The sequence below is a fragment of the Micromonospora sp. NPDC050695 genome, from assembly GCF_040654415.1.
Taxonomy (GTDB): Bacteria; Actinomycetota; Actinomycetes; order Mycobacteriales; family Micromonosporaceae; genus Micromonospora.
Genome location: NZ_JBFAHZ010000016.1, coordinates 44,546 through 56,022, shown reverse-complemented (window position 1 = coordinate 56,022; position 11,477 = coordinate 44,546). Strand labels below are relative to the sequence as shown.

The following is an 11,477-nucleotide window of genomic DNA, read 5'->3' as shown; positions in this document are numbered from 1 at the left end:
ACTGTGTCGTCCATCCGGGACCGGGTGAAGCAGCTCGTGCCGACCCAGGTGACCAACCGGTTGCGGGATTCCCTGGTCGACTACGCGGTGCGGACCAGCGACCGCCGAGCGTTACCGGACTTCCTCATCATCGGCACCAAGCGCGGCGGCACCACCTCGCTGTGGAACTACCTCATCCAGCACCCGTTGGTGCCCCGACTCTTTCCGGCCTGGAACACCAAGTCGGCGCACTACTTCGAGGAGCACTGGGGGCGCGGCGAGGCGTGGTACCGCTCGCACTTCCCGACCGAGCGCCAGCGGGAGGCCCTCACCAAGCGGCACGGCGGGCCGGTCCGGGTCGGTGAGGCCGCGCCGCTGTACATGTTCCATCCGCTCGCCGCGCAGCGGGTCGCCGGGTTGATGCCGACGGTGAAGCTGATCGTGCTGCTGCGCGACCCGGTGGAGCGCGCCTACTCGCACTGGAAGGAACGCCGCACCCACGGCATCGAGCCGCTGGACTTCGCCGACGCGCTGGCCGCCGAGCCGGAGCGTACGGCGGGGGAGCGGGAGCGGCTGATCGCCGAGCCGGAATACTTCAGCGAGCCGTACGACTGGTACACGTATCGGGCCCGCGGGCGCTACCTGGAGCACCTGGAGCCGTGGCTGGAGCGTTTCGACCGGGGCCAGATCCTCTTCCTGCCCAGCGAGGGCCTCTACCGTGACGCCCGCGCCACCTACCGGCGCACCCTGGACTTCCTCGGGCTGCCGGCGTACGACCTGCCGGACTTCAAGGTCTACAACGACCGGCGTTCGGCACCGCTGGAGCCGGCCGTCCGCGCCGAGCTGACCGAGTACTACCGGCCGTACAACGACGCGCTGCGTGAGCGGCTCGGGCTGGAACTCGACTGGCCGGACCGCGCGGCGTGACGGCGCAGGTCGACGCGCCGGCGGATCCCCGGTCGCGGTCGGACGGGCTCGGCTGGGTCAGCCGTGCCGTCTTCCCGGACCGTCGGGTCGTGTTGGCCGTGGGCGGCAGCACACCGCTCGGACACCGTACGGTGGCCCGCTACGCCGTCGTGCCGTCGCTGGCACGCGCACGTTTCCTGGTGCCGCTGGGCGCGCCCCGCGCCGGGGCGGCGACGCTGCTGGCGTACAACGCGCTGCGACCGCCGAGGGTGCGGGCGGTGCGGGCCGCGGTCGGCGGACTGGCCCGCCTCGGCGCGGTGGGCCTGGCCCCGTTCCCGACACTGACCGTCTCGGTGCCCGTCGGGGTGCCCGTGGCCGAGCTGCTGCTGACCGAGCGACTCGCGGCCGCCCTCGGCGGCACCCCGCTGCTGGCTGCCTTCGGTGTCCGGCCGCCGGATCCCAACCACAAGCCCACCCTGCAACTGTTCGACGGCGACGGACGCCCGCGCGGGTACGCGAAGATCGGCTGGAACGACGCCACCCGTGCGCTGGTCACCGCGGAGGCGGCGGCGCTGCGGGCGCTGCCGGCCGTCGTCGGTGCGGCCGACCACCCGGTGCCACCGGGGCTGCTGGCCGAGCTGGCCTGGGCCGACCAGGTGGTCGCCGTGATCGAGCCGCTGCCGTCGGCGGTACGCGGGGTGCCGGTCGACGATCCGCCCCGGGTCGCCGCGCTGCTCGCCGTCGCCCGCCGCGGTGGGCCGGGCGCGCCGCCGCGACCGCTGGCCGGCTCCGCCTTCCTGGCGCGGATGACCGCGCAGGCCCGGCGGGCCGCCGCCGCCGGGGCGGCCGGCACCCGGGCCGTCGCCGCGGTCGAGGTGCTGACCCGGCTGCACGGTGCCACCGACGTGGAGTTCGGCCACTGGCACGGTGACTGGGTGCCGTGGAACCTCGGCGAGTACGGCGGTCGGCTGTTCGCCTGGGACTGGGAGCACAGTGGCCCGGACGTGCCGGTCGGCTTCGACCTGGCGCACGACGCGTTCCAGCGGGCTCTGGTACTGCGCGGCGAACCGGCGGCGGTGGCCGCCGGTGCCGTCGATGCCCACCTTGACCGGCACGGTGACCGGCTTGGCCTGGGCCCGGCCCAGCGCCGGTTGGTGGCCGACGGCTACCTGGTGGAGATGTGGCTGCGCACCTGGCGGCTGGCAGACGCGGGCGCGGGCTGGAACACCGCGCTGCATCCCGCGCTGTTGGAGGTCATCGAAAAACGACATTGCGGTTGATCCGGGGAAATGACCGGGAGCGGCACTGGGGGCGGTGCCGCAGAGTGATGAAGAAAACGCAGGTCGTGATGAGCGTCGATGGAGCTCGGGCGGCCGGCGGGTCCGAACCACCTCGCGCGTGGGCAGGCGATCAACCGGTCGCGCGATACAACGGCCGGGAAACGTGTGATCTGCTCATGCGTGGCGTGGACCGAAATTCCAAGCGGACTTGTGGGGAGTCGCGTGGACAGGAAGATCGAGGCCGACGATCCGCCGGTGCTGCTGCTGGTCGGATCCAGCGGCGGGCACCTGGCCCAACTACTGGCCCTACGGCCCTGGTACGAGAGTCGACGGCGCTGCTGGGTCACGTTCGACACGCCGGAGGCGGTGTCGCTGCTCGCCGGTGAGGATCTGGTGCCGGCACACCATCCGACCACCCGTAACGTGCCGAACCTGCTGCGCAACGCGGTGCTCGCCTGGCGGGTGCTGCGTGAGCGGCGGGTCGAGGCGGTGGTCACCACGGGCGCCGGGGTGGCGGTGCCGTTCGTGGTGCTGGCCCGGCTGCGGCGGATCCCGACCGTCTACATCGAGGTGTACGACCGGATCGACACTCCGACGCTGACCGCCCGGCTGTGCCGTCCGTTCCTGTCCGCGATGCTCGTGCAGTGGGACGAACAGCGGCGGCAGTACCCGGAGGCCACGGTCGTCGGGACGCTGTTGTGACCGGGGAGGCGACCACCGACACCGAACGCTCCCGGATACCTCGACGACGTGACGTCGCGCCGACCAGCCAGGTGCGGGTGCTGGTGGCGGTCGGCACCGACAAGCATCCCTTCGACCGGCTCGTCGACTGGCTGGCGCAGTGGCACGCGGAGACCGCCGCCATGGTGGAGTTGACCCTCCAACACGGACACACCCGGGCGCCGGCGGTGCCCGGCGCGGTCCCCTTCCTCGGCCACGCCGCCTTGCAGGAGGCGATGTCCGACGCCGACCTGGTGGTCTGTCACGGCGGCCCGGCGACCATCCTGGAGGCCCGACGGCATGGCCACCTGCCGGTCGTCGTGCCTCGCGACCCGGCGTGCGGCGAGCACGTGGACGACCATCAGCAGCGCTTCGCCCGCCGGCTCGGCGTGGCCGGCGTGGTGGCGCTCTGCGAGACCCGGGCGGCGCTGTACGACGCGCTGGACGCCGGCCTGAAAGACCCTTCCCGGTACGCGGTGGCGGCCGATCCGGAGGCGGATCGGGCGCAGCGGGCGGCGGTGGCGAGGGTCGGTGCGATCGTCGAGGACCTGGTGGCCCGAGCGGCGCGGCGCCCGCCGCGGTGGCGGTCCTGGGCCCGTCGCCGTCGTGCTGCGGGGGAGCCCCGATGACCCGGCAGCCGAGCGTCAGCGTCGTGGTGCCCACCCGGGACCGCCCGGAGCTGCTGCGCGCGGCCGTGCGCGCGATCCTCGCGCAGGATTACCCCGGCCCGATCGAGGTGGTGGTGGTCCACGACCAGTCGACGCCCGACGAGTCTCTCGCCGAGTCGACCGACCCGGACCGCACGGTCCGGGTCATCCGTAACGCGCGCACGCCGGGGCTCGCCGGTGCCCGCAACAGCGGCACCCTGGCCGCCGGCGGCGAGCTGATCGCCTTCTGCGACGACGACGACGAGTGGCTGCCCGGCAAACTGGTCCCCCAGGTGGCCGCGCTCGCCGCCGACGAGAAGGCCGAGTTCGTCTGCTGCGGCATCCGGGTCAGTTACGACGGCACCACCGTCGACCGGGTGCTGGACCGGGACCGGATCACCCTCGACGACCTGCTGCGGGACCGGATGACCGAGCTGCATCCGTCCACGTTCCTGATCCGTGCCACCGCTCTGCGCGACGGCTTCGGGCTGGTCGACGAGGAGATCCCCGGCAGCTACGCCGAGGACTACGAGTTCCTGCTGCGGGCCGCGCGCAGCGCCCCGCTGCTCAACCTGCGTACCCCGTCGGTGCTGGTGCGGTGGCACAAGCGGTCGTACTTCGCGCAACGGTGGGACACCATCTCCGAGGCGTTGCAGTGGCTGTTGGAGCGCTACCCGGAGTTCGCCGGTCAGCCGGCCGGCGAGGCCCGGGTGACCGGGCAGATCGCGTTCGCGCGGGCCGCCTCCGGTGACCGGCGGGGTGCGCTGCGCTGGGCACGGCGGACGCTGCGGCGCAACCCCCGCGAGCCGCGTGCCTACCTCGCCCTCGCCGTGGCCGGACGGGTGGTCCGGGCCGACGCGGTGCTGCGCACCCTGCACAAACGCGGCCGGGGCATCTGACCAGGTCCGGACGACACCCCGCGCCCTCAACGAGGCATCAGCAGACCAAAGGACAACCATTCATGGGACTTCACTCGCTCAGGTTCCGTCTCGTCGACTCGCCGACCTCGCTCGGCGCGAAACGGCGTGCGCGGCGCGCGGCCTGGCTGTCGGACGCCTTCCCGGACCTGGCCGACATGACCGTTCTCGACCTGGGCGGTCGGGTGGAGAGCTGGGCGCGCGTCCCCGTCCGGCCCGCCCACGTGCACGTGGTCAACTTGGAGCCGCTGCCCACGGACCTACCCGAGTGGGCCGAGGCCGACCACGCCGATGCCTGCGAGCTGCCCAAGAGCATCCTGAGCCGCAGGTACGACCTCGTCTTCAGCAACAGCGTCCTCGAACACGTCGGTGGGCACGAGCGCCGCCAGCGGATGGCCGACGCGGTCCGTGAGCTGGGGCGTGCGTACTGGGTGCAGACGCCGTACCGGTACTTCCCGATCGAACCGCACTGGGTGGCGCCCGGGATGCAGTTCCTGCCGGTGTCGGCGCGGGTGGTGATGGCGCGTAAGTGGCCGCTCGCCTACAACCCCGGCAAGTCGTACGAGGCGGCGATGAGGCAGGTGCTCACCACCGAACTGATCGGCCGCGCCGAGCTTCGGTACCTGTTCCCGGACGCCACCATCCGCAATGAGCGTCTGGCGGGTCTGACCAAGTCGATCATCGCGATCCGGAACCGCTGAGCGACCCGGGCGGAGCGACCTGTCGTGTTTTTGCGTCCGTAGGGCGGGACGTGCCGGGCGGCGCGGTGGGACGGCCACCCGCCGTGACAGACTGACCGCTGTGTTGCGCTGGTTGACTGCAGGTGAATCGCACGGTCCCGCCCTCGTCGCGCTCCTGGAGGGGGTGCCGGCCGGTATCGAGGTGACCACCACCGAGATCGCCGACGACCTGGCCCGCCGCCGACTCGGCTACGGCCGTGGCGCCCGGATGTCGTTCGAACGGGACGAGGTCGAGGTGCTGGGCGGCCTGCGGCACGGCGTCACCCTGGGCAGTCCGGTCGCGATCCGGGTGGGCAACTCCGAGTGGCCGAAGTGGCAGACGGTGATGGCCGCCGACCCCGTCGACCCCGACGAGCTGGCCCGGCAGGCCCGCAACGCCCCGCTGACCCGCCCCCGGCCGGGCCACGCCGATCTGGCCGGCATGCAGAAGTACGGCCACACCGACGCCCGGCCGATCCTGGAACGCGCCAGCGCCCGCGAGACCGCCGCCCGGGTCGCCGTCGGCGCGGTCGCCAAGGCGCTGATCCGGCAGGCCCTCGGCATCGAGATCGTCTCGCACGTCGTCGAGCTGGGTCCGGTGGCCGCGAAGCCCGGGCTGCGCCCGACCCCGTCCGACGCCGCCCGCATCGACGCCGACCCGCTGCGCTGCCTCGACCCGGAGGCCAGCGCCCTGATGGTCGCCGAGGTCGACGCCGCGAAGAAGGCCGCCGACACGCTCGGCGGCGTGGTCGAGGTGCTGGCGTACGGGGTGCCGCCGGGTCTGGGCAGCCACGTGCAGTGGGACCGCAAGCTCGACGCCCGACTGGCCGCCGCGCTGATGTCCATCCAGGCGATCAAGGGTGTGGAGATCGGTGACGGGTGGCAGCAGGCCCGCTCCCGGGGCTCCGAGGCGCACGACGAGATCATTCCGTCGGCGACCGGCGTCCGGCGGGTCACCGACCGGGCCGGTGGCCTCGAAGGTGGCATCACCACCGGCGAGCCGCTGCGGGTCCGCGCCGCGATGAAGCCGATCTCGTCGCTGAACCGGGCCCTCTCCACCGTGGACGTCACCACCGGCGAGCCGGCCAGCGCGATCAACCAACGCTCGGACGTCTGCGCGGTGCCCGCCGCGGCGGTCGTCGCCGAGGCCATGGTGGCGCTGGTGCTCGCCGAGGCGGCCACCGAGAAGTTCGGTGGGGACTCGATCGCCGAGATCCGCCGCAACCTCGCCGGCTACGTCGACGCCCTGGTCATCCGCTGATGGCACCGGTCGTCGTGCTGGTCGGCGCGCCGGGCTGCGGCAAGACCACCGTCGGGCAGGCGCTCGCGTCCACCCTCGGTGTGGAGTTCCGCGACACCGACGCCGACATCGAGCGGATGGCCGGCAAGCCCATCCCGGAGATCTTCATCGACGAGGGTGAGGCGCACTTCCGTACCCTGGAACGGGCCGCCGTGGCCGCGGCGCTCGCCGCCGGCACCGGTGTGCTCGCCCTCGGCGGCGGTGCCGTGCTGGCCGAGGAGACCCGCGCCGCCCTGGTGGGACACCGGGTGGTGCACCTGTCGGTCGAGTTGCCCGACGCCGTGAAGCGGGTCGGGCTCGGCGCCGGCCGGCCGCTGCTGGCGATCAACCCGCGGGCCACCCTCAAGCATCTGCTGGACCAGCGCCGGCCGCTCTACGCCGAGGTGGCCACCGAGACGGTGACCACCGACGGCCGGCCTCCGGTGGCGATCGTCGCCGAGATCGCCGCGCTGTTGCCCCGCTGACGCCGCCCGCCACGCCGATCGTGCACGTGCTGCCCCCGGCGTAAGGGGGCATTCACCGCATCGCGGCAACCGGAAGTGCACGGTCGCGCAGTCGGGGTGTTCCTCAGCCGCGGGCGATCAGGTCGAGGACATCGGTCAGAGCCTTCGGCTCGCTGAGCATCGGCCAGTGCCCGGTGGGCAGCTCGTGCAGTTGGCCGTCGGCCAGGCCGGTGAAGAACGGATGCTCCTCCCTGATCATCTGCCGCACCACACTGAGCGGGAAGGTGCTGGCCACCAGGGCGGTCGGCACCGGGCGGCCGCCGGTGCGTCGGACCGGATCGGTCGCCGCCGCCAGCGGGTGCGGGGTGGTCCGGGCGCGCAGCACGGCGAGCGTCGCCTCGTCCAACCCGGCCAGGTTGGTCGGGTCGGCGGCCGGATCCCAGGGCGGCGGTGGCAGCAGGTGCCCGGACCCGATCGCCGCGCGTTGCCGCTGCTGCTCCTGCGGCGGCACCGTGTCGAACTGCGCCGTGCCGTCCGGCAGCGGCCCACTCTCCACGTAGACCACACGGGCGATCCTCTCCGCGATCCGGTCGGCCGCCTGGGAGACCGGCATGCCGCCGCCGGAGTGCCCGACCAGCAGCACGTCGCGCAGGTCCTCGACCTCGATCAGCCGGACGATGTCAGTGGTGTGCGTGTTCAGGCCCACGGCCGGTGTCGCGAGGTGGTCGCGCTCGGCCACCCCGGTCAGCGTCATCGGGTGGACGTCGTGCCCCTGCGCGCGCAGCAACGCGGTCACGTCCCGCCACGCCCAGGCACCCAACCAGAAGCCCGGCACGAGTACGAACGTCGCCATCTGTCGCTCCTTCTCTCGGCTACCGACAGACCGTACGATCGAATCCGGACAGGAACCGCCCGGTTTCAAGGAGTGCCCCGTGTCACATCCCGCCGGTCGGGTGCTGGCCCTGCTCGAACTGCTCCAGACCCGGCACCGGGCCACCGCCACCGACCTCGCCCACCGGCTCGGTGTGGACGAGCGGACCGTACGCCGGTACGCGGCCACCCTCGTCGAGCTGGGCATCCCGGTCACCGCCGACCGCGGTCGGCACGGTGGCTACCGCCTGCACCCCGGCTTCAAGCTGCTGCCGCTGATGCTCACCGACGACGAGGCGGTCGCCGTGCTGCTCGGCCTGGTCGTGGCCGAACGCGTCGGCCTGGCCACCGAGCAACCAGCCACGGCGACCGCGCTCGCGAAGATCCGCCGGGTGCTGCCGGCTGCGCTCGCCGACCGGCTGACCGCCGTGCAGGAGCACCTCGGCTTCACCCTGCGGCGACCCGAGGCGGAACCGCGCCCCGCGTCGGGCACCCTGCTCGCCCTGGCCGCGGCCGCCCGGCATCGGCAGCGGGTGGCACTGGACTACCGCTCCTGGCGGGGCGAGCGGTCACGGCGCGACCTCGACCCGTACGGGCTGGTCTTCCACGGCGGTCGCTGGTACGTCACCGGGCACGACCACCGGCGCGACGAGATCCGCACGTTCCGGCTGGACCGCATCGGTGCCGTGACCCCCGGCGCGGCGACGTTCACGGTGCCGGACGGCTTCGACCCGGTGGCCCGGGTGACGCGGTCGCTGGCCGGCGTGCCGTACGCCCACGAGGTCGAGGTGGTGCTGGAGACCGACCTGGTTACCGCCCGTCGGCGGATCCCGGCCAGTGTGGCCGAGTTGACCGCCACCACCGACGGGGTGCTGGTGCGGGCACGGGCGCAGAGCCTGCCCGGTATGGCCGCGCTGCTCGCCGGTCTGGGCTGCCCGTTCACCGTGCGACACCCGGACGCGCTGCGCGCCGAGGTGGCCGAACACGCCCGCCGGTTGGCGGAGTGGGCGGCCCGGCCAGCAGGTGGGCAGCCACCCGCACCACGGCGTCCGCTCGACTAGGCTGCCGGCGATGGACGAGGTGACCCGGATCCCGGTCGGCGGCGAACGGCCGTACGACGTGCTGGTCGGACGCGACCTGTTGGACGCGCTGCCCGGCCTGCTGCCCGGCGCGACCCGGGCGGCGGTGCTGCACGCCCCTCCGCTCAAGGCTCTCGCCGACGCGCTCGGCGAACGCCTGCGCGCGGTCGGCGTCGAGCCGCTGCCGATCGAGGTGCCCGACGCCGAGGCGGGCAAGCAGATCGACGTGGCCGCCGCCTGCTGGGATCAGCTCGGCGCGGCCGGCTTCACCCGTACCGACGCGGTGGTCGGCGTGGGCGGCGGCGCGGTGACCGACCTGGCCGGCTACGTCGCGGCCTGCTGGCTGCGCGGCGTGCGGTGGGTGCCGGTGGCCACCTCGCTGCTGGGCATGGTGGACGCCGCGGTGGGCGGCAAGACCGGCATCAACACGGCTGCCGGCAAGAACCTGGTGGGCGCGTTCCACCCGCCGGTCGGTGTGCTGGCCGACCTGGCCACGCTGGACAGCCTGCCCGCGGTCGACCTGGCGGCCGGGTTGGCCGAGGTGGTCAAGTGCGGCTTCATCGCCGACCCGACGATCCTGGATCTCGTCGAGGCCGACCCGGCGGCCGCCACCGACCCGCGCGGGCCGGTCGCCCGGGAGCTGATCGAGCGGGCGATCCGGGTCAAGGCCGATGTGGTCGCCGGTGACCTGCGCGAGTCGGGCGTGCGCGAGGTCCTCAACTACGGTCACACCCTGGCGCACGCGATCGAGCAGGTCGAGGGCTACCGCTGGCGGCACGGCCACGCCGTCTCCGTCGGTCTGGTGTACGCCGCGGCGCTGGCCCGGCTCGCCGGCCGGCTGGACGCGCCGACCGCCGACCGGCACCGTCGCACCCTGTCCGCGCTCGGCCTGCCGGTGAGCTACCCGGCCGACGCCTGGGAGCGGCTGCTGGCCGTGATGCGGGTGGACAAGAAGGCTCGGGGCAGCCGGCTGCGGTTCGTGGTGCTGGACGGGCTGGCCCATCCGGCGATGCTGGAGGGCCCGGACGACGCGTTGCTCGAGGCCGCCTACCGCGAGGTGGCCGACCGGTGAAGGTCTACGTTCTCAACGGGCCGAACCTGGGCCGCCTCGGCACCCGGGAGCCGGCGGTGTACGGCTCGACCAGCTACGCCGATCTCGTGACGCTCTGCGAGGCCACCGGCCGGGAGTTGGGGCTGGACGTGACGGTCCGGCAGACCGACGCCGAGCACGAACTGCTCGGCTGGCTGCACGCCGCCGCCGACGAGGAGGCCGCCGTGGTGCTCAACCCGGCCGCCTGGTCGCACTATTCGTACGCGGTGCGCGACGCCTGCGCCATGCTGCGGGGGCCGCTGGTGGAGGTGCACCTCTCCAACATCCACGCCCGCGAGGAGTTCCGGCACCACTCGGTGGTCTCCGCGGTGGCGACCGGGGTGATCTGCGGTCTCGGCATTGACGGTTATCGTCTCGCCCTGCACCACCTGGCCGCCCGCTGAGGGGTCGCCCCGAGCGGGGACGGGTCGATTCGACGCAGCTAGTAGACTCGTAGGGTCTGTCCGCCAATTGATGATCAAGGCAGGAAATGGCCTCCACCAACGACCTCAAAAACGGCCTGGTACTCAACCTGGACGGCGAGCTCTGGGCCGTCGTCGAGTTCCAGCACGTCAAGCCCGGTAAGGGTGGTGCGTTCGTGCGCACCACGCTGAAGAACGTGCTGTCCGGGAAGGTGGTCGACAAGACCTTCAACGCGGGCACCAAGGTCGAGACCGCGACCGTGGACAAGCGCACGATGCAGTACCTGTACGCCGACGGCGAGGACTTCGTCTTCATGGATCTGGAGACCTTCGACCAGATCACCGTGCCCGGTGGCACCGTCGGCGAGGCCGCCAACTACCTGCTGCCCGAGGCGGAGGCGACCGTCGCCCAGCACGAGGGTGTGCCGCTCTACATCGAGCTGCCCACCAGCGTCGTGCTGGAGGTCACCTACACCGAGCCGGGCCTGCAGGGCGACCGCTCGACCGGCGGCACCAAGCCGGCGACCGTGGAGACCGGCGCCACCGTGCCGGTTCCGCTGTTCATCACCACCGGCGAGAAGATCAAGGTCGACACCCGCGACGGCCGTTACCTCGGCCGCGCCTGATGGCCGAGGGTTCCAAGCAGCAGATGCCGGCGCGCCGCAAGGCGCGTAAGCGGGCGCTGGATGTCCTCTACGAGGCCGATCTGCGGGACAAGCCTCCGGTGGAGGTGCTGGCCGGCTACGTGCAGCGGATCGAGCAGCCCCGACCGGAGCACCTCGGCTACGCCGTGGGCCTGGTCGAGGGGGTCGCCGAGCACCTCAACCGGATCGACGAGCTGATCGCCAGCTACGCCGAGGGGTGGACCCTGGAGCGGATGCCGGTCGTCGACCGCAACCTGGCCCGGATCGCCGTCTACGAGTTGCTCTACGTCGACGAGATCGACGACGCGGTGGCGATCAGCGAGGCCGTTGAGCTGGCCCGGCAGATGTCGACCGACGACTCGCCGCGCTTCCTCAACGGGGTGCTCGGCCGGATCGCCGAGTACGCCACCCGCTGAGGTCTCGCACCCGCACCACGGAAAGGGCCCGTGCCGGACGGCACG

Annotated in this window: 14 protein-coding genes; 13 read left to right on the top strand and 1 reads right to left on the bottom strand. The window is 72.9% G+C overall.

The annotated features are described in order from the left end of the window. The first annotated feature begins 3 nt into the window (after positions 1–3). The 8 genes from AB0H52_RS15200 to AB0H52_RS15165 all read left to right on the top strand — a co-directional run bounded on the left by AB0H52_RS15200 (position 4) and on the right by AB0H52_RS15165 (position 6,932). Positions 4–906 (top strand): sulfotransferase domain-containing protein, encoded by a 903-nt coding sequence (locus AB0H52_RS15200; protein ID WP_151487800.1) that lies wholly within the window; start codon positions 4–6, stop codon positions 904–906. Then, positions 903–2,165 (top strand): hypothetical protein, encoded by a 1,263-nt coding sequence (locus tag AB0H52_RS15195; RefSeq protein WP_151487799.1) that lies wholly within the window; start codon positions 903–905, stop codon positions 2,163–2,165. The genes AB0H52_RS15200 and AB0H52_RS15195 overlap by 4 nt, the downstream gene beginning before the upstream one ends. A 222-nt stretch (positions 2,166–2,387) precedes the next feature. After that, the gene (locus AB0H52_RS15190) at positions 2,388–2,867 is read left to right on the top strand and encodes a UDP-N-acetylglucosamine--LPS N-acetylglucosamine transferase (protein ID WP_151487798.1); all 480 of its coding nucleotides are present in this window, start codon (positions 2,388–2,390) and stop codon (positions 2,865–2,867) included. Beyond that, a complete protein-coding gene (locus tag AB0H52_RS15185) occupies positions 2,864–3,514 on the top strand; it encodes a glycosyltransferase (protein WP_225854093.1) in 651 nt (216 codons plus the stop codon). The genes AB0H52_RS15190 and AB0H52_RS15185 overlap by 4 nt, the downstream gene beginning before the upstream one ends. Then, on the top strand, positions 3,511–4,431 hold the full coding sequence (locus AB0H52_RS15180; protein ID WP_151487797.1) for a glycosyltransferase family 2 protein: 921 nt from the start codon (positions 3,511–3,513) through the stop codon (positions 4,429–4,431). The genes AB0H52_RS15185 and AB0H52_RS15180 overlap by 4 nt, the downstream gene beginning before the upstream one ends. 62 nt (positions 4,432–4,493) lie before the next feature. Then, entirely contained in the window at positions 4,494–5,150 is a 657-nt protein-coding gene (locus tag AB0H52_RS15175) for a class I SAM-dependent methyltransferase (protein WP_151487796.1), read from the top strand. 100 nt (positions 5,151–5,250) lie between these two features. Then, entirely contained in the window at positions 5,251–6,429 is a 1,179-nt protein-coding gene (gene aroC / locus AB0H52_RS15170) for a chorismate synthase (protein WP_151487795.1), read from the top strand. Continuing rightward, a complete protein-coding gene (locus AB0H52_RS15165; RefSeq protein WP_357947935.1) occupies positions 6,429–6,932 on the top strand; it encodes a shikimate kinase in 504 nt (167 codons plus the stop codon). The genes aroC and AB0H52_RS15165 overlap by 1 nt, the downstream gene beginning before the upstream one ends. A 103-nt stretch (positions 6,933–7,035) precedes the next feature. On the opposite strand, the gene AB0H52_RS15160 is transcribed toward AB0H52_RS15165, so the two are convergent. Next, positions 7,036–7,764, bottom strand: coding sequence for an alpha/beta fold hydrolase (locus tag AB0H52_RS15160; RefSeq protein ID WP_357947932.1), 729 nt, complete (start codon positions 7,762–7,764; stop codon positions 7,036–7,038). 79 nt (positions 7,765–7,843) lie between these two features. Between AB0H52_RS15160 and AB0H52_RS15155 the strand changes: the two genes are divergently transcribed. From AB0H52_RS15155 to nusB, 5 genes are all read left to right on the top strand, one after another. Continuing rightward, positions 7,844–8,842 (top strand): YafY family protein, encoded by a 999-nt coding sequence (locus AB0H52_RS15155; RefSeq protein WP_357947929.1) that lies wholly within the window; start codon positions 7,844–7,846, stop codon positions 8,840–8,842. Positions 8,843–8,852: 10 nt separating this feature from the next. After that, complete coding sequence (gene aroB, locus AB0H52_RS15150) at positions 8,853–9,932, top strand: 3-dehydroquinate synthase (RefSeq protein WP_151487791.1); 1,080 nt, start codon at positions 8,853–8,855, stop codon at positions 9,930–9,932. After that, entirely contained in the window at positions 9,929–10,354 is a 426-nt protein-coding gene (aroQ, locus tag AB0H52_RS15145) for a type II 3-dehydroquinate dehydratase (protein WP_151487790.1), read from the top strand. The genes aroB and aroQ overlap by 4 nt, the downstream gene beginning before the upstream one ends. 86 nt (positions 10,355–10,440) lie before the next feature. Continuing rightward, a complete protein-coding gene (gene efp, locus AB0H52_RS15140; protein WP_007458344.1) occupies positions 10,441–10,998 on the top strand; it encodes an elongation factor P in 558 nt (185 codons plus the stop codon). 23 nt (positions 10,999–11,021) lie between these two features. Continuing rightward, the gene (gene nusB / locus AB0H52_RS15135; protein WP_184188983.1) at positions 11,022–11,432 is read left to right on the top strand and encodes a transcription antitermination factor NusB; all 411 of its coding nucleotides are present in this window, start codon (positions 11,022–11,024) and stop codon (positions 11,430–11,432) included. Positions 11,433–11,477: the final 45 nt, after the last annotated feature.